The organism is Rhodopirellula europaea 6C (genome assembly GCF_000338295.1).
Lineage (GTDB): Bacteria > Planctomycetota > Planctomycetia > Pirellulales > Pirellulaceae > Rhodopirellula > Rhodopirellula europaea.
This window is the reverse complement of the sequence record NZ_ANMO01000011.1, coordinates 1-20,669: the sequence shown is the minus strand read 5'-3', so window position 1 is coordinate 20,669 and position 20,669 is coordinate 1. Positions and strand designations below refer to the sequence as shown.

At 54.9% G+C, this 20,669-nt stretch carries 7 protein-coding genes; 6 read left to right on the top strand and 1 reads right to left on the bottom strand.

The annotated features are described in order from the left end of the window. The first annotated feature begins 309 nt into the window (after positions 1-309). From RE6C_RS00665 to RE6C_RS00650, 4 genes are all read left to right on the top strand, one after another. Positions 310-2,319 (top strand): FAD-dependent oxidoreductase, encoded by a 2,010-nt coding sequence (locus RE6C_RS00665; RefSeq protein ID WP_008652883.1) that lies wholly within the window; start codon positions 310-312, stop codon positions 2,317-2,319. A gap of 1 nt (position 2,320) precedes the next feature. Next, positions 2,321-3,706 (top strand): ammonia-forming cytochrome c nitrite reductase subunit c552, encoded by a 1,386-nt coding sequence (locus RE6C_RS00660; protein WP_008652881.1) that lies wholly within the window; start codon positions 2,321-2,323, stop codon positions 3,704-3,706. A gap of 112 nt (positions 3,707-3,818) precedes the next feature. Further along, complete coding sequence (locus RE6C_RS00655) at positions 3,819-4,442, top strand: Tll0287-like domain-containing protein (RefSeq protein WP_008652879.1); 624 nt, start codon at positions 3,819-3,821, stop codon at positions 4,440-4,442. A gap of 17 nt (positions 4,443-4,459) precedes the next feature. Then, the gene (locus RE6C_RS00650; RefSeq protein ID WP_039960869.1) at positions 4,460-4,969 is read left to right on the top strand and encodes a globin family protein; all 510 of its coding nucleotides are present in this window, start codon (positions 4,460-4,462) and stop codon (positions 4,967-4,969) included. Between the two features lie 170 nt (positions 4,970-5,139). Here RE6C_RS00650 and RE6C_RS00645 read toward each other — a convergent pair whose 3' ends face one another. After that, positions 5,140-5,418: a hypothetical protein gene (locus RE6C_RS00645; RefSeq protein WP_008652875.1), complete on the bottom strand. Its 279-nt coding sequence runs from the start codon at positions 5,416-5,418 to the stop codon at positions 5,140-5,142. A 689-nt stretch (positions 5,419-6,107) separates the two neighbouring features. Between RE6C_RS00645 and RE6C_RS00640 the strand changes: the two genes are divergently transcribed. Then, on the top strand, positions 6,108-19,874 hold the full coding sequence (locus tag RE6C_RS00640) for an SdrD B-like domain-containing protein (protein WP_236617830.1): 13,767 nt from the start codon (positions 6,108-6,110) through the stop codon (positions 19,872-19,874). 5 nt (positions 19,875-19,879) lie between these two features. Continuing rightward, positions 19,880-20,428 (top strand): PEP-CTERM sorting domain-containing protein, encoded by a 549-nt coding sequence (locus tag RE6C_RS00635; protein ID WP_039960836.1) that lies wholly within the window; start codon positions 19,880-19,882, stop codon positions 20,426-20,428. Positions 20,429-20,669: the final 241 nt, after the last annotated feature.

Here is a 20,669-nt window from a genome sequence, read left to right as displayed (position 1 = left end):
CGACGGGCACCGATGCCCGCTTGCTAAGCATTGATCTGCCTTTCTTTTCAACGGCAGAATCCGCTCCGCCGTCATACGCGAAAGATGCGCCATTACCCATCGCTTCAAAAGATGCCCGAAGTGTGCATCTTTTGAGGGATGCGCACCCTTAGCGACTTGCTAGGGGCCATCCGTGCGTTCCGGCACGCTTTCGTGCGGACATTGGAATGGTGTGTGCTTTGACTCGACGACCAGCCCCGTTCCGAGCACTCGATTGATCGACTGCTGCGTGAACTACCTGTTCCACGTTCGCACGCCGCTTGTCTGTCTATGCAAGGTGCCCCTCAACTCGCCGCTCCTTCCGTCGTCGATGTCACATCGGCGGAGCGGTTGGTGATTGTTGGGGGCGGGATGGCCGCACACGGTTTTTGCAAACGAGTCATCGGCAGCAGCCAACGTTCGCGGTTTGCGATCTCGGTTTTCGGCGAAGAACCCCGTCCGGCGTACGATCGGGTGAACCTTTCGTCGTTGTTGTCGGGACGAGCCGAATCGGAATTGTTGCTCTCGCCGAGAGACTGGTACGAAGCGAACGATATCGAACTGCATACGGGACGTCGCATCACGCGAATTGATCTCGATCGTCAGCAGATTTACGATGATCGGGGAGGCGTTGAATCGTACGACCATCTCGTATTGGCGACCGGGTCCTATCCCTGGGTGCCACCGATTTCGGGTTCGGACAGCCCCGGAGTGTTTGTCTATCGCACGATCGATGATTTGGAAGCCATCCAGCGATACGTTCGCGAACACGATGCCAAGACTTCGGCCGTCATCGGTGGTGGATTGCTTGGTTTGGAAGCCGCGAAAGTGATCACGGATCTTGGGTTGGCGACCACGATCTTGGAAGTTGCCCCCGGGTTGATGGCACGGCAGCTGGATGCGCAAGCCGCGAAGGTATTGCGGGAGAAGGTCGAGTCGTTGGGCGTCAATGTTCATGTCACTCGGCGCACGAAAGCAATCTTGCCGCAAGACGGCCGCCTAACGCTGCAGTATGAAAACGCGGAACCGACCGAAGTGGATATTGTTCTGGTCGCCGCAGGGATCCGACCTCGCGACGAGTTGGCCCGCGACGCCGGTTTGGAGCTCGGTCCGCGAGGTGGCATCGCGGTGAACCGGAGATTGGAAACCAGCGACCCACACGTTTTCGCGATCGGAGAGTGTGCCGCGGTTGATGGACACATTCACGGCTTGGTGGCTCCTTGTTATCGTATGGCCGATGTATTGGCCGCACGTTTGGCCGGCGAACAAGCTGAATTTGTCGACAGTGAAGAATCTGTCGAACTGAAGTTGCTTGGCGTTCCGGTCATCACACTTGGTAAAGCGATTGGTGAGTCGACTTCAGGGGTTGTTGTCACCCATGATGGCGAAAACGGCTATCGAAAGTTGATCTTAGAACAAGGCCGCGTCGTTGGGGCGGCATCGGTCGGTGAGTGGGACGATGTGAATTTGATTCGCATGTCCGTCGCCCAGCACAAACGGTTGTGGCCAACCCAACGTGTTCGTTTCCAGCGGACGGGGATGCCTTATGCCGGTGGGACCGGGCTTCAGATCCATCAATGGCCGGGACATGCGACGGTGTGTTCTTGCATGGGAATCACGCGTCATCAACTCGGGTTGGCAATCGCTGATGGACATTCCACCGCGTCGCAGTTATCCGCCGCGACTGGTGCGGGAACGGCTTGCGGAACCTGCACCAACTTGCTGTGTGAATTGGTTGGCGAAGGACCTGAGCAGGTCAACGTCCGTGGCAGCAAAGTTGTGCTGGTCGCTTCGGTTCTCGCTGCATGCTTGGCGTTGGCCTTGTTTTTGATGCCTCCGCTTCCGTTTGCGACCAGCGTTCAGGATTCCTGGCGGAAAATCGATTTGTTTTGGCGTGACGGATTCATCAAACAAGTCAGCGGTTTTTCGTTGTTGTTTCTAATGTTGGCCGCGCTCGTCTTTTCGCTACGAAAACGAGTCAAGCGAATCAGCTTTGGCGACTATGGATGGTGGCGAGCGGCTCACACAGCAATCGGTACTGCGATGCTGTTTGGACTGATTGTTCACACCGGCGTTCGCATGGGGAGCAATCTGAATTTTGCTCTCAGCCTGACGTTCCTGTTGCTGGCTCTGGTTGGTGGTTTGGCGGGGATAGCGTCATCGCTTGAATCAAAGTTGTCGGGCGACTCCGCGATGTTCATGCGAGCTTGGCGACCCAAGTTGACTTGGATCCACATCGCTTTATTTGTTCCGCTGCCAGCTTTGTTGGCCGGTCACGTCTTCAGCGTGTATTGGTACTGACATGACAGCGGCGAAACAATTGTGGCTGAGTTTGATCGGCGTCAACGTGCTGGTGGTCGCTGGCATCGCGTACTCTGCATTTGCGCCGGGAGCGTCGACCAAGACGATGTTGTTGCCCGGCAAGACATCGCACGGACACTATCAAATCGAGATGCGATGCGATCTGTGTCACACCGAGGGCAGCGGACTGCGGGAAGATGCCTGCACCAGTTGTCACGCGGAAGAACTGCGACTTGCGAAGGACACGCATCCGTCAAGCAAGTTCAATGACCCAACCAATGCCGAGTTGTTGTCGGTTTTGGATGCCACCAACTGCGTCACTTGCCATCGGGAACACGTTGACGAACAGACGCTACCGATGGGGCTGACAATGCCATCAGACTATTGCTACCACTGCCATCAGGAGACTCTCGAGACACGTCCCAGTCATGCCGAGTTCAAGTTTGACTCGTGCGCAACGGCCGGTTGTCACAACTATCACGACAACCGGGCTCTCTACGAGAACTTCCTGTTGAAGCACGCCGATGAAGATGACTTCCTCGACGAGATGGTAGGGCTGGCTCGCGAGCCGATGCTGGTTGATTCTGAGAAATCATTGTCTGCAACCGATGCCGACGCACCTGAGGAATGGTCCGGCACGGATTTCGACGCCGTCAATGTTTTGAATGATTGGGCGTCCACGGCTCACGCATCGGCAGGAGTGAACTGCAGCGGTTGCCATCTGCAGACGCCTAGCGACGAGACAGAGGCGGATTCCAAGAGCGACCCAGTGTGGAACCGTGAGGTCTCCGTGCAAATGTGTGGCACTTGCCATCCGGGACAGATGGAAACGTTTTTCCAAGGCCATCACGGGATGCGGTTGGCGGCGGGTTTGTCTGCAATGACACCGGGCGATGCTCGAATCTCGATGCACGTGGATGCGGCGCACCGCCAGCTTGATTGCAACGCGTGTCATTCCGGGCACCGCTTCGATACCGAGTACGCATCCGTCGATGCTTGTTTGACATGCCATGCCGACGATCACAGCCAGGCGTTTCTGACGACCAGCCACTATGCCGCTTGGCAGAACGAGATCGCTGGGACGGCACCCGCGGGAAGTGGCGTTTCATGTGCGACCTGTCATATGCCACGAGTGGAAGATGACGACGGCAACGTCTGGGCCAACCACAACCAAAACGACAACCTCCGGCCCAATGAAAAAATGATTCGTGATGTGTGCATGCAGTGTCATGGACTTGGTTTTTCGATCGATGCATTGGCCGACCCGCAACTGATCGAAAACTGTTTCGCCGAGACCCCTGCGGTGCATGTTGAAAGCATTGACCTCGTGAAAGCGAGATTCGAAGAAAGACAACGTAAGAAGGAGGCACGTTCGAAGAAGAAGTGACTCAAACAATCGATTCGTCAACTGGTGATCTTTGTCACCGGATATCCCGCGACGTTCTATTCAGCCGTTTCGTTCGGCTTTTCCAAGGCACGCCCAACCCTAGGACCTTTTCATGTTTTCCAGATTCACACCCAACACGTTCCTTTTCAGTCTGCTTTGTCTGCTAGTTGCAACCTCCACCGGATGTGGCGGTGGTGCAAACGCGTCGGCAACACCTTCGGAGCCATCTGAACCCGGCATCCCGTACAAGAAGTTTGCCGATGCGGTTCATGCGGTGATGATGGCTGACCGCACGGTCTACGCATCCAAAGTTGTCACGCGACTGAAAAAGCAAGAGGCCCCGGTCGAACCCAGCGAGTACTGGGAAGACGAAGAACACACGATCCCGCTTCCGGCGCAAATGTTCCGAATGGGATCCGAGTTGGTGTTCGACAATCCGGAAGCCGGATTCACGTACGCGTTGAAGAGCAAATGGCCTCTCAATGAACAGAACAAACCAAAGAGCGATCTCGAAATCACGGCTTTGGATTTCATCGCTGAGAACCCGACCGAAAACTTTTACGGCGAAGAAGAGCTCGGTGGTGAGAAGTATTTCGTCGCCGCGTATGCCGACAAAGCTGTCGCGGAAGCGTGTTGGAGCTGCCACAACGATCACCCCAATCGCGGTGATGATTACCCCGAATTCGTAAAAGACGACGTCATGGGTGGCGTCATTGTTCGAGTGCCCATGAAGTAGCAATCGGCACGGTGACGCTGCCGCTACCGAAAGACGCGACCCAGAACCAATTTGTGGGAATCTCGTTCCCAATTCATTTTAACTTCACTGATTCAAAGAGCACACTCGACATGACTCCAGAACAAGTCACTCTCGTCAAAGAGAGTTGGGAAAAGGTCAAACCAATTTCAGAGCAAGCCGCGGAATTGTTCTACGGAAGGTTGTTCACTCTCGATCCGAGCCTGCGGGCTTTGTTCAAGGGCGATATGAGCGAACAAGGCAAGAAGCTGATGAGCACGATCACGCTGGCGGTGACTTCTCTCGATCGACTCGAAACGATCTTGCCGACCGTTCAAGCGTTGGGACGGAAGCACGCGGTCGAATACGAGGTGCCTGATTCCAGCTATGCAACCGTGGGGGAAGCATTGATTTGGACACTCGGGCAAGGCCTCGGTGATGACTTCACCGAGGATGTGAAGGAGGCTTGGCTGTTGACTTACACCACGCTATCCGGCGCGATGCTGAGCGGCAAATCCGCCGCCGCATAAGCCGTCCGGTTTTCGCTGCGATCCGACAAAGCCGCGTCACCTGGTGACGCGGTGTATTGTTGATGGGACAATGTGCTGTGGCAGTTGGGTTGACGCTCGGAAACGCCAGGCGGCGTCCGCTCGCAACATGATTTGGAGGGTGGGGCGTCTTTGGCCGGAACGCTCTGGCGTCACATGCGGCGGCGCTTCCAGGCCAGGTAGTTGGCGAACGCTGGGTTCGCTTTCAGTCTCTCGATCGTGAAATAATCGCGGCCCAACTCCTTTTCGTCGGGGATCAAGTTGTGAATCGATCGATGGCACATCTTGCAAACTGAAATCGTTCGCTGCATCTCTTCTTTTGCAAAACGTTTCTTCCACCAAGTCTTCCGGTGGCAATGACGCGGAATCAAATGATGCTCATTGAAGGCAGGATCGACTTCACACAACACGCATGGCTTCTCTGCTTTCATGCTTTTCTTCTGCGGCAAATGACAAGCTGTAAGGTGCCGGCTGAGCTGGATGGATTCAAGTTTGCCTCTCTAAATCGATCTTTCATGGTATCTCATTAGGGCAGGTAGCCTTTCTGCGAAATCGTTGCTCCACCGATGTGCGGCGCTGCTGACTTTTAGGCAAACCTCGCAGCCAGCGGCATCCCTCACGAACTGAATTTCAACAAGTTTTCGTTCGGTTGCTTGGATGCAGATTGGGACCATATCGGGGAAAGACTGGGAATCAATGAACCAAGCTCGCATCCCAGATTTGTGCCAATTTAGCGTGCGTCTACAGACGTCGATGGATCCCACCTGAGATGCTTGTTGAGTCGAATCGTCGTTCTAGAAAATCAGTCTCTGCGGCCACACCTGACGCAGCTATCGACTTAGCCGCGAGGAGGGGTGCTGGATCCCCTCGCAAGGCCTCTTTGCCGCCCATTATATCGGCTTAGTGGTTGGCCACGCCCCAATCAGTGGAACTGCTTCGCTATTCTGGAGCCCTGAGCAAACGCAGAACGTGCATCCAAGCGTCGGAGTCAATGCTGATGAGATCGTGGCTGACCAACAAATTGGGACGACAGCGTAGCGATCGAAAGTCCCGCAATCGTAAACGTGCACAGCGTTACCGACGACAGCAGCTTCGGATGGAGATGCTCGAGGAGAGGCGGGTGCTTGCAGGGCCAGGGCCAGAAGTCTTGTCAATCGTGCGAGCAGATGCGAATCCGACCAATGCAAATAGCGTTGCATTCACGGTGACATTCGACGAAGCCGTAGCTGGTGTCGACGCTTCCGACTTCATCGTTGATGCGAACGGCCCCACATTAGCCAGCGTCGAACCGGTTTCCGGATCGGGAGCAGTTTACACGGTGAACGTGGCAACTGGATCGGGCGATGGATCCTTGAGCCTCGACTTGATCGACGACGATTCCATTAAAAGTGCCACGAACGCCAATAAACCTTTGGGTGGTGCTGGAACGACTGGCAACAAAGACGGTTCATTCACTTCCGGTGAAAGCTACACGATCGACAAAACCGCGCCCGCGAGTTTTGCTGTTTCAGCTCTCGATCCTTCTCCGACCAATCTTCCGCAGGTTCGCTACCGAATCGAGTTTGATGAACCGGTAATCGGTCTTTCGACCGACAACTTACAGCCGTTGATTTTCAGCTCAAGCTCGTCCGACCCTATCTCCGGCGTCTCTGTAACCGAAATCACTGGATCGGGTGACACCTATGATGTATTGCTGAATACCGGAACGGGAACCGGCAATTTTGGATTGAGGTTGGTCAATGATGGCAACTTCAGTGATCTTGTTGGCAACAGTCCTTCCGTTGTCAGTGGCATCGGAGCTGTTTATCAGATTGACCGTATCGCCCCAACAGTGCAAACCGTTGCGTTGGAGAATGCGTCTCCAACGAATGCTTCCTCACTGAGTTTTCTGATCACGTTGAGTGAAAGCGTCACCGCATTCGGACTGGGAGATGTCAGTATCGATCAGTCCGGCTTTCCCGCCGCAGGGATTGCGTCGATCCAGACGGTATCGGGCACTCAAAAACGTGTCTTTGTCACGCCGGGAGTAGGCGAAGGGACGATCTCAATCGATGTCACGCCGGGACCGTTGGCAACCGATTTCGCCGGTAATCAACTATTCACTCCCGCGAATTCCTTCGATGCGTACGTGGTTGATACTCGTGCTCCCCAAGTGGAATCGATTACCAGAGCATCGGCGTCGCCTACATCCAGTCGGTCGTTGGATTTCAATGTTGAGTTCACTGAATCCGTCGTCAACGTTGATCTCGAGGACTTCGAAGTGGCGGCATCGGGGGTGAGTGGCGCCGCGGTCAGCCAGGTTGCCGGCTCAGGGGCGTCCTACGTGGTGACGGTGACTCACGAGGGCGGAAATGGAACTTTAGGACTCAACGTTCAAGCCGCGAATTCGATCAGCGATACGGTGGGCAATTCGCTCGATGGTGGGCAAGTGACCGGGCCGCTCTATACGGTTTCGTCGGCCGCATTCAGCATCGCTGCGAACCAGGCGGACAACAGCGAGGGGAATGCCGGGGCGTCACCGTTCACATTCACCGTGACACGATCGAACGATACCACTGGAACGATGACGGTGGATTACGCAGTGAGCGGTTCAGGCGTTGACGCCGCAGATGCAGATGATTTTGGGGGAACTTATCCGACCGGCACGGTCAGCTTTGCTGACGGCGAAACAACGCAAGTTGTCACCATTGACGTTAGCGGCGATTTGATCGCGGAGACGGACGAAACCTTCACGGTCACTCTAAGCAATCCAAGCGCGCCCGCAGCGATCTCGATTGGGGCGGCAGACGGCACGATTCGGAACGATGACGTGACGGCACTGAGCGTCACAATCGATGCCGCAACGGTGACGGAGGGTGGAACCAATGCGACGGGCACCGTCCAACGAATCGGACCGGTCGAAGAGGATCTGATCGTGACGCTGAGATCTGATCCTTCATCACGTTTGGTGATTCCCGCGACGGTGTTGATTCCATCCGGTTCCGCTTCAGCGACCTTCTCCGTTGGAGTCGACGACGACGACTTGGTGACAGGCGATGAGACCATCCTGGTGACCGCATCGACGGGACCGCCGATCGAGTTCGACTCGACCTATGGTGATGCCGGAGCAGCTTCGATCAGTGCGGTTGAAAACGAATCCTTTTATCTTCCCACGTTTGGCGAGCATTTGGTCCAAGCGGACGGCAAAGTTGTCACCAGCTACAACCGCCAGCGGGATAGGTTCAACATTGTGCGTTTCAATGTGGATGGAACACCCGATACCACCTTCGGCGACAACGGAATCGTTCGATACGACTACGAGTATTTCGTCGGTCTTGACGAGTCCCCAGGAGACATCGTTCAGCTACCAAACGGGAAGCTTGTTGTTTCCTTCGTGCGTGGACCCACGGCGCTCTCGCCCCCGAACAAACAATACCTGTTGCGACTCAATGCAGACGGCTCCATCGACACCGGCTTTGGTGCGTCAGGGGTTTTGGAAATCGATGCAACCGTGTGGGGACTTCACAACGACTTGGTCGCCCTGTCAGACAATTCGGTCGTTGCGATTTCGACTCGACGTGTGAATTCGGCCGTCACGACCTATGCAAAGCGAATCCTAGCAAACGGGACCATCGATCCAAACTTTGACGACTCAGCGGTCACCCCGTTGCAACAAGGGACCATGATCGTCGCGTTGCCAGACGACTCCGTTCTGCTGGCCGGAAACGTAGCGGATGGGGAATCACAAGTTGTGAAATTAATGCCTGGCGGTGGTGCAGACCCCAGTTTCGGAACTTCGGGAGTGGTAACAATCTCTGGGCCCAGCAATGTCCTTGTCAAAGACGTTGCGGTAGATGAATCCGGTCGTATTCTTCTTTTCGGTGGTCGGTCAGATATTACGGGCGATCAAAACGCGGAAGTGACACGGCTATTGCCGGATGGATCCGTGGATACATCTTTTGGCATCCACGGCTTTGCGAACCTTCCGGGAGAAAACGCCAATGCGTTCATCCAACGAGGTGATGTGGATTCGCAAGGACGGATCTTAACGGCTGTCTATGACACCGATCTGCTGCAGCTGATTGCACTGGACAGCGACGGTTCGGAAATCGCACGCAGCAATGGACTGGTCGATCACCTGTATTCGTATAGCGTTTTTGATTTGGACTTCGACGATCAGGACCGAGCCTATTTCTCCACTTACGACAGCGACTTTCGCGTCTATCGGCTCGAGCAGCTGAACTATTCGGAAACCATTCCATCTGACACACAGTTAGATGTTCTCGAGAACGACGTCGCAACAGTGAGTCTTTCTGGCCTCACCGATGGCAATGAAACAGCCACATCAAATGGTTCGTTCACGGTGACGCAAACGCTCGCCGCCGCCACCGACACAACGCTGGCGTATTCTGTCGGGGGCACCGCCGCTTCGGGTGATGATTATTCGGCGTTGGTGGGTTCGGTGACGATTGCCGCGGGGACGACGAGTTCTACTATTTTGATCCCGGTGATTGACGACCTGATAGTTGAGGGCACGGAGTCAATCACCGTGACGCTGACAGGAATCACCAACGGTTCGCCGGGCGTGTCGATTGAAGCGGGGGCAGAAACTGCGAGCATCAGCATCGTCGACAACGACACCGCAACGGTTGGGTTTGTTGGCAGTGGGCCATTCAGCTTTGAGTCGGCTGATGGAACATTCAACCCAAGCCTGTTCCAATCGACGGTTGTTAACGATGATTTTTGGCAATCCCATCGATTTGAGGTGGTGGGAACCTCCACGACAATTGCCGATGTTGGCGGCTTTTTTCGAAACACCGATCCAGCTCCAGTCACTTTGTTCGCGGCGATCACTGCGCTGACCTCTGAGACGGACTATCCGGATTCAAACGATCTATCGGCGACAGATGTCGTCGCGTCAACCACGTTCTCGGTGCCGGGAAACCTGTCTGGTGGTGATGTGATGACGCCTTTTTCGGCCACGCTGGATCCGGGCTGGTATTCCCTCAGCTTCGGAACCGGAGCTTTTGGCGCTCCCTCAGTAGGCCCGGAAACGTCGGACGGAATCGGGATGATTGTGCTCTCGAACGATCTGGCACCCAATCAATTTCCGTTCAGCATTCAACCGGGGATTCGTTTCAACAACACGAATGCTGCTACGCGGTTCGTCGTCACTGGAGAGGAATCAACCAGTGCCAGTGAATCGGGGCCCACGAACGGTATCGTCCACCTGACGCAGTCAGCAGAAGCGACCGCGGACACCGTTGTGACGTATTCGGTTGGAGGGACAGCCAGCTCAGGAAGCGATTACGCGCCGGTCTCGGGTACAGCGACAATTCCCGCCGGCAGCACTGGCACTACCATCACGATTCCCGTGATCGATGATTCCTTGTTGGAAGTATCGGAGTCCGTTTCATTGACCCTAACAAGTATCAGCAGCATTTCGCCGGGGGTGACAATCGACTCGTCGGCCACCAGTAGCTTGGTCAATATTCTTGACAACGAAGACGCCAACGCAACCTTGTCCGCAACAACAGACGGTGACGAGGACGGACCCGCGAGTGTCGTTTTCACTGTCACACTGGACACCGTCAACACCACAGGTGCGCCGATCACGTTTGAGTTCGACGATCTCGGCACGGGCACCGCCACACCGACCGCTGACTACGTCGCCATTGCAGCAGACGCTCAAATCATCGTTCCTGATGGTTCAACTACTGGAACGATCACGATCGATGTCGTCGACGACGGAATCTTCGAATCAACGGAGACATTGGTCGCGCAGATATCCTCGCCAAGTCTTGCTTCGGTGACGATCGGCACGGCAACCGCAACGGCGGACATCATCGACAGCACACCGGCGACATTGTCGATCGCCGCCACCGACGCATCCAAGCCAGAAGGAAATGGGGGAAACACCGCCTTCACCTTCACTGTGACACGGTTTGGTAGCACGACCGGAATTGTGAGTGTTGATTACGCAGTCACAGGATCGGGGGCTTTGTCAGCCAACCCGGATGACTTTACAGGGACATTTCCCAACGGCACGATCGAATTTTCCGATGGTGAATCTGCAAAGGTCGTCATGATCAATGTCAGCGGTGACACGGATGTGGAAGCTGATGAAGGTTTTACGGTCTCGCTGAGCAACCCAAGTTCATTCGCATCGATCGCGGACTCGACGGCCGAGGGGCTGATCGCGGATGACGATGCACCACCCGTGGTCCAATCAATTATTGCTTCCCAAAGTTTCATTTCGGGAGCCGACCCTTTCTCGTTCACTGTGACGTTCAGCGAAAGTGTTGCAGGCGTCGACGTGGATGATTTCGACGTGGTTCAGTCAGCCGGTGTGACAGGGGCGCAGGTCAGCAGCGTGAGCGATCAGGGGGATGGAATCTCCTACACCGTCGTCGTCCAAACAGGATCCGGTGATGGAACGCTGCAACTGCGTCTCAATGACAACGATTCGATAGCCGACCTGTTTGGCGTTGTGCTGGGCGGGAATGGTGCGGGCAATGGTGACGCGGTCTCGGATGTCCTAACGGTGGAACGTGACCCTCGGCGTACGGTCCGCGGTGTCGTGTTCGATGATGCAAACGACAACGGCATCAAGGATCCAGGCGAGCCCGGTGCTGAGAACGCAGGGATCTATCTCGATTACAACCAGAACGGCTTTCGTGAAGCGAATGAGCCCGAGATTCGGACTCCCGATGATGATCCTGCGACTCCGGAGATCGACGAGGGCGGCGTTTTCTCATTTGCCAACGTTCCCCTAGGCACGTTCGATCTCGCGGTGCGAGATTTTTGGTTCAGTTATCTGAGTTCGCCGGGGCGGCTGATCTCAGTGACCTTGGAGTTTGAAGACACCGAATTGGATGTCGACGTGCCAGCGACACGCAACCGCGCGTCCGTTCGTGGGTTTGTCTACGAAGACCTGAATTCCAATGGCATGCGTGATGACGGCGAACCCGGTATCGCTGGGCAACGCATCTATCGCGACAACAATGGAAACGATTCGTTTGATTCGTTCGAAACCAACGCAATCACCCAAACGGACGATCCGACGACGCCGGAAGACGAAACCGGCGTTTACGAGATTGTGCCGGTTCCGTTTGATTGGGACCCGCTGTCATCGGACTTCTTTTGGTTCCGCTACGACGAAAATCCAAACTGGTTTGCAACAAGTCCCATTGAAACGGGGCGGTCTTATTCCTCGCCCGATCAAGTCGAGGTTTTTGATGTTGGTGTAACATCAAATCAGTCGACGATTTCCGGTGTCGTTTACGACGATGTGAACGCAAATGGCGTTCAGGAATTTGGTGAAGAACCATTGTCAGGATGGATCGTTTTTCTCGATGCAAATGACAATGGCGTCAGAGAAGTTGGCGAACCGTCCACGACAACGCTGACGGACGACCCTGCCACAGGCTTCGATGAAACGGGCACCTATCGTTTCGAGCAGTTGTTGATTGGAACCTATCAGGTCGCCATTGAATCGCAGGCGGGCTATGTCATCACCAGTCCCGTTCCCGTCACAGCACAAATCGATTCGGGCGATGACCAGATTGTGGCCGACTTCGCCGTTCATGTGAATCAAACTCGCGTCGAAGGCGTCGTTTTCCAGGACAGCAACCAGAACGGCATTCAAGACGCGGGCGAAGAGGGGATTGGCGGGGCAACGGTTTACGTTGATCTCAATGAGAACGGCGCGTTTGACCCTGACGAACCCAGCGTCGTGACGCCAATCGACGGCTCTTATGTGCTGGATGCTGTGATGCCAGGAGAATCGGTCGTGCGAGTCTCGCTTCCTTATGCTGCCGACATCACGTCACCCAGCATCAGTGAAGAAGTTCTGTTTGCGATGGATCAGGATAGCCTCATTGCTGAGATTGACCCGAGTACAGGCAGCATCATTCGCCAGCAGTTTGTTACCGGGCCTTTCGAAGGTCTTGTTGACTCGACCGCGCTGGCATTTGACGGAACCTGGTTGTACGCGGCTGGACGTACCCCGCCGGGAGCTCCTGCGGTCGTTGTGATTGACCCGAGTGATTTCTCTGCGGTCTCATATTTCTCGGTGTCCACCGGCAATTCCCCTCCTGGTGGTGCAGCGGTTCTTGGCAACGAGCTGTTTCTGCTGAATGACATCGATAATCTGATCAAGGTCTATGACATCGATTCTCGTACGCTAAGCCGAACACTTAACGTTCCGGCGGTGAACTCCGGAGGATCCTACAGCGGTTTGCAACTCGATCTTGCCTTCGCGATGGGCGAATCAGCGGACGGAGCTGAGTTATTGGTTCGCAATGCGGCAGACGAAATCCTCGTAGTGCATCCGCAAACCGCCACCATTCTGAATGTCCTTTCCACTCCGCCTGACTCTCTGCGTCACCAGGGACTCGCCGGCGCCGGTGGCTCAATCTTCATCAGTCATGATGCTGGCGAGCTATCCACGTTGGATGCCACGGGGAGTGTTCTGCAGACCGAAACACTTGCGATCTCTCCGGATTCGCTAGCCGCAAGAGTCTTCGAAGACAACTCGCACCGATTGACGCTTCTGCTGGATGCGGTTTCCACTGGGAACGACTTCGCCGTGTTGCCTCTTTTGCGAACGGTGTCTGGGATTCAGTTTCAGGACGTCAACCAAAACGGGGTGCAAGACGCCGGCGATTTGCCACTGGAAGGGGTCGCTGTCTACGCGGACCTGAACAACAACGGACTACTCGACAATGGAGAGCCCAGCACAGTCAGTGGGACGGATGGGAGCTTTACATTGACCGATGTTTCCATCGGGGACCAATGGATTCGACGGTCTTGGCCATCGGGTTACCGCCCCACCACTTTCGAGTCTGCTGCAGACTACCTGGTTGCAACGACTGATGTTTCTGATGCGGCAAGTCCGACTGGTGAATCACTTCGAATCCGCTACTTGGACCCGCAGAACGGTTCCATTTTGGATGAGATCTCAACAGCAATTGAGGTTATCGACCCCAGCAGTGCGACAACGGATGGACAGTACATCTATACGATTGACAACGCTCGAGATGTGCTGATTCAGTTGAACGCTCGAGGTGGTCTGGTTCGTGAAATTCCAATACCACCGTTGAGCTGGGGCATTCCTTACAGCCAAGGACCGGCCGTTGTTGGTGGCACGGTTTACTGGATCACTGGAAACGAATTCAAAATAAGGACGCTTGATCCGGAGTCCGGAGTGCTTAGCAATGAGCGTTCGATCACGATCGCCTCGAATCTCGTTGGGCAACTTCCATCGTTGCCGCCGTCTGGGAACATTGTCGAATCGCCTGATGGTCAATCGATCTGGTTCTTCGCCAACGCTGACGACCGAGTCTTTGTGCTCAACCCGTTCACAGCGCAGATCGAGTCGTTCTTCAACTTCTCTGACACTGGCAATGGAGTTTGGTCAGCGGCAACATTGAATAATCAGTTGTATCTACGAGGAACGCAATCGCAGGGTGCCCTGCGAGTCTACGACGAAACGCTCGCCCAAATCGGTACGCTGCCTAATCCGGACTCACAGGGACTGAGCGCTGCGAATTTTGTTCAATACGGTGTATTCATCAGCGGCGTCGAGGATGTCGTTGTAAACCAAGGTTATGCTGCAACCGCGGGATCGATTTTGGGGCATGTTGGTGAGGATGCGAACAACGATGGCATCATCGATGGCAGTGAGTTACCCATTGAAGGCGTGACGGTCTACATCGACACGAACGGGAATCATTGGCCGGATTCCGATGAGTTTGCCACCACTTCTGCTGCAGACGGTTCCTACTCGCTCGAAGGTTTGGACCCCGGAGCATATTTGGTCAGCACGCAACCGCCGGTCGGCTACCGGCCCAGCGACGCATACACATCGACCGGACGTCTGTTTGGTGCGGAACTCTATTCAAGTCCGAGTTCGCAAACAGGATATTTCGCGGAGTTGTGGGAGTTTGATCCTGACACAGGTACGGTCGTTGATCGTTTTTTCACCGATATTCCACTGACGACCGGTGCGATCGGTTTAGCCTACTATCGAGATCGTTTGATCCTAACCGATGACTTTGGTGACATGATTTATGAGTTGACGCTTGACGGACAGCTCATTGATAGCCGGCCGTTGGGCGAAGCCTTCACCAATCCGACGAATGGCCAAACCGAGTATTCGCCGGTAACGGATTATGGTCCGGCAGTGTTCGGCGGGACGATTTTCTCCGTTCGCGACGGCCTGCATGGCCACTTGAATCTCGTCGAGTACGATCCAGCGACCAACGACTTTATTCGCGAACGACCGCTGACCTACGACTGGGGATTGACGGAGCCACCTGGAACATTTAATCCGGTCGCCCCCACCGCGCGCAACTCCTTCTCAATATCGCTCGATGGTCAATCACTGTTTCTCGATACTGACGACGGTTATCGTTTCACGATTGATCCGGTGACCGCGGTGGCTTCGTTGCCAACCCCAGCCGATTCGGTGTATGGAAACTTACCGAATGCGTCGACCGTTCTGGATAACGAACGGTACCTTGCAGTTGCCGGGGGCATCGAGGTAGTGGATGCGAACTACCAATCAATTCGCGGTTTTGGCACTGTGACGCAGTATGGGCTGGCGTCCACAAATCATCGGGTTGCCAGTGCGATCGTGAGCGTCACAACCAGCAACGCGACAACGCAGGACTTTGGTTTCACCAGGATGCTTTCGTCGATCTCAGGCCAAGTGGTGCTTGATTCCAATGGCAGCGGTTCCGTTGATGGAAGTGAAAGCGGCTCAACTGGGCATACCGTTTTTGTGGACCTCAATGACAACGGATTTTTGGATACCGGTGAACCGACTGAGATCACAGGCTCGGAAGGACGCTACACGTTCTCCGGCATCGCTCCCGGTGAATACATTGTTCGAGTCGTTTCTCCATCACAATCGAATGTGGTCGCTTGGGGGGATTCTGTTACTCGCGTGTTCGTTCATCAAAACTTCAACGGCGAGGATTCGATCATCCAGGAAATTGATCCTGGAACCGGCGAGATTTTGAATTCTTTCGCAGCACCGCCGGATCCGACGGACGTCGCGATTGGATTCGCTTCCGACGGTCGTTGGCTGTATCAGTCTGATAGTGACGGAATCGACATCCTATCGCCGGAAACGGGACAGGTCGTTGATTCCATTGCTGGCCCGAGTGGCAGTGGTTTGGCAATCGTTGGGACGAAGGCATTCGTGGCGGACCCGAACACCGACACGATTGCCGTCTTTGATCTGACGCGTCGCCAATACTTGGAGTCGTGGGAACTTGGCGATGTTAACTTCGATGCACCAGGTTCGATTCAGATTCGTGATTCGCTGACCGAAGCACCTGATGGCGTCAATGTGATTGTTGGCTTGGAAAACAACAATGCGCTTGTGATCGATGTTGAAACGGGGCTGATCGTGGCGGAATGGTCGCAAGTTTTCTTCAACGCAGCCGCGGGTGGCGCCGGCGGGGAAGTCTTCGAACCTAACATCTACAGTGGTCAAGATTTGGTCAGCCTGGGCGTGCGCGACCACATGGGGTTGAAGATTCGGGTCTTGCCAGCACTTGGTAGCGGCGTACCTCACGGAATTGCGGCGGCTGAGTTTGAGTCGACGTCGCATCGAGTTCGAATTTTTGAAAATCAGACAACGGTCGACTTGGACTTCGGCATCGTCGCAGATACTCAGTCGATTTCCGGACGGCAATTCATCGATGCCGATGGCTCAGGAACGTTTGATATTGGCGAGGATCCGCTGGTAGGCACGACCGTTTTTGCGGATTTGAATGCCAACGGATTTCTTGATGCAGGCGAGCCATTTGATGTCTCGGCCAACGACGGTTCGTACACGCTTGCAAACGTTCCAGTCGGCCCCGTGATCGTGGACACATTGCCGATAGAGGGCATGCGGCAAGTGGAGGCTTTCGAGAAGACCGAGGGGCTTGTCGGGATGCGTCGCATCAGCGACAGCAATTCTCCTTCGGGCTATCGGTTGCAACTCCTCCTGCTGAATCCAAACGGCACGAGCGTCGGCAATATTTCCACGGACGTTCCGATCCTCACTCCCGGTTCGCTCAACAAGTGGGGCAATCGGTACTTGGTCATCGACAACGGTCGCGATTTGTTACTGCAGTTGAGTCTGGACGGATCGCTCATTTCGGAAACGCCGCTGCCGTCCACCTCTGGCGGAACTCCTGCATTCGCGTACGGAATGGCAGTCTTGGATGACGCGGTTTATTTAAGCGTGTCGGGACCGAACCGACTGATGCGTTTTGATCCGCTCTCCGATAGTTTCCATGGCGCGACCCCGATCACTCCGCTATGGGATCCGGAGTTCGCTGGTTACCCCTTGATGCCGGCACTGTCCGAATCGATGACGACCACCGTCGATGGCGAGGCTTTGCTGCTGTTCTCTCGCGACGACGAACGCGTGTTTCGTCTCGATCCGGTCACGGGACGGGTGGTGGATGTCCAGGCCGTTCCCACGACGCAGGGTTTTGTCTACGCATCGACCGTGTTGGACGGCCAATATTACATCTATGGTCAGAACACAAATGGACTGGAGGCGTTTGACGCGAACTTCAATTCCGTTGGACAGGGGATCACTCCGTTCGTGAGTGGGCTGACCAGTTCTGTTGCGCCCGTCTCAGGTAGCATCGTCGAAGTCAGCTCAGGAGCATTCGCACCGCTCGACGTGGCCCACCGCTCAACGACTTCGATGATCAGTGGAAGCGTCTCACGTGATGCGAATGGAAACGGCGTCTTGGACACGGGTGAGGCAGCCGAAAACATCGTGGTTTATTTGGACGAGAGCCGCAACGGAATTCGCGATCCAGAGGAAGCTTGGACGCTCACGGATGCGGCCGGCAGCTATGTGTTTATGGATGTCCTGCCCGGCGACGTTGTGGTTGCCGTGGACGATCTCGATCGCGCTTTGGCAAACCAGGATGAGGTTTGGCTTTACGGAGTCGAGTTCGACAATGGTATTGGCACGGTCCATCGTCACGACCCCATCACGGGTGAGGTTCTGAACTCGTTCCCAACCCCCGGACTTCAGCCATCTGCGGCGGGGCTAGCTATAAACGCCGATTCGCTTTTCTATTCAGAGGACAACGGTGTCTGGAGTCTTGATCCGATAACGGGTCAATCGCAAGTCTTCTACGACCTTCCCGACGGAAGCTATCATGGTTTGGCGGCGGTGGGCGACAATGTGTTTGTACTCGATGCAAATGCCGGAACCATCACGCGAATCGACACGCGGCAAGGACTTGTTGCGGCACCGATGGACATCAATTTCATCAACGGCACTTCATACGCATTTGGATTCAACCTCAGTCCATGGACCGATGGATCCCACCTGCTGACTCGCACGACTTCAGGCGATGCGTTGGTAATCGATCCCGTCACCGGATTGATTGTGGAAACCTATTCTTGGTCAGGTTCGTCGCGTGGCGTCGCGTTTGCAGCCAATGAGTTTTATCGTGCGTGGGGTGACACAATTCGCGTCCAGAATGATTTGGATATGGATTTGCGTGAACTTCCGATTGGCTACGTGGCGTTTGCCCTCGCCGCCATCGACATGCCCGGTGCTTCGATCCATTTGCAAGTATCACCGGATGTGGACTTCCAGGATCAGAACTTCCATCTAATCTCCTCACCGATGCAACCGTCCGCATCGATCACGGGCCGTCTCTTTTGGGATGTGAACAGTGACGGAGTCGAGGACTATGGCGAGCAAGGCCTCGCGGGGCGAACGGTCTACATCGACAGCAACGGCAATGGTCAGTGGGACGTTGGAGAACCATCGCAACTGACATCCGACGATGATCCGCAAACCCCGTTCAATGAAACAGGCGGCTATCGCTTCACCGAATTGGCATCCGGTACACCATTGACGCCGGGGGCCTACACGATCCGCCAGGTTGTTCCTGAATTTTGGCAATCAACCACTCCGGGAGACTCGGTTGTCGTAACATTCGCAACCGACTCGGTGGTTGCGGCGCCTGGACTGGGGAGCAACCCGCCTGACGCACCGACGGACATCGTTCCTTCCGAGGATTCCATCAACGAGAATCTGGATACTTCCGCTGCGGATTTGCTTTTCTCAACGTTGTCGGCGGTGGACGCCGACGTCGACGACACACACAGCTATGAGTTGGTGTCCGGCGAAGGGGATACCGACAATGCTCGTTTCCTGATCAGCGCGGACCAGCTTTATTTGCGGCAAGACGAAGTGTTGGATTACGAGTCGCAATCCACGTACGCCGTACGAGTCCGCGTGACGGATGCGGCGGGATTGGTATTTGAGAAGTCGTTGACGCTCGGGGTCAACAACTTGGTGGAGGTCACCAAACAAGACATCACGGTGGGTGACGGCACCGCCCAGCGATCGCGCGTGGAATCACTGTCCATCCAATTCGACGCTGAAGTAACGATTGCCCCCGGCGCATTCACCGTTGTCAAACGCGGCCCAGACGGCGGCAATGTGGACGTTGCCTACACCACCCGTCTGGACCAGAACGGCCACACCATCGCCGACCTCACCTTCAGCGGAACCTTCGTCGAATATGGTTCGCTAGTAGACGGAAATTACCAACTCACGATTGATGGGACTAAGATCGAGAACCTCAATGGATTTGGGTTTGATTCAAATGGTGATGCAGCCGTCGGCGACTCGTTGACATTTGGTGATACCGCGACGGATGCGTTCTATCGTTTGTTCGGGGATTCCGATCGCGATCGAGACGTTGACCGCCGCGACTACGTTTCATTTCGACGGACGTACGAACAGCCGAGCGACGACGAATTGTTCGATTCATCATTTGACTCGGATTTGGACGGAGACGTCGACCGTCGCGACTACACAGCCTTTCGACGCAACTACGAACAATTGTTTATATTTGAGTAAAGACAATGGCGAAATTCTTATTAAAGCCGATCGCAATCGTGTCGCTGGGCATGTTTGCATATACGGCAAATGCGAACGCGGCGGTTGTAACAAACTACACCGGAACCAGTTTTGATTTTTTTGCGGACCCACCGTTCACGTCGCTTGACAGCATTTCGGGATTCGCAATTTTCGACAACGTAGGCGATTTAATCGCGCAATCAGTAACGCTATCCGTCACCCTAAATGAGGGTCCCGGATTTGCTATTACTGAGTCAAATGTCAGCGGTTTCTCATGGACAGGAGACACTCCGACAGGTTGGAACCTTGTTTTTTCCGAGGACGTGTTCGGAGGAAGTGATGCTGAGGAATTCTTCGTTGCGGCCGGCATCGGCGACCTGGCTGTGATCGATGACGCACCACTGTCAACAGAAGCGTCAAGTAGTTTGCCCGGACAATGGTCTTCCGCAACCGCAGTTCCAGAGCCGTCATCCATGGCCGTACTTGCGCTAGGCTCAATCGGTCTGAGCATCACTCGGTTGCGTCGCAAGAATCCATTTCGCAAACAGAAGTAAACACCACACTTTTCGGTGAACGCCATCGCCAACGAACGATTCAACAAGAATCAAAATTCGTAGACACGGGTTAGTTGCAGCAAAACCCGTGCAACCCGACGTCTCATCCCTCCGCTTGGTTCGTTTTCTCAGTGGTGGCACTGCATTTACCGCCGGCTAATTTTTTCACCACTTCGTGGAGGGAAATCGTGCAGTTTTTAAGTACTGTGCCTGCACTGCCTTAAGAACCCGCCCGTGCAGC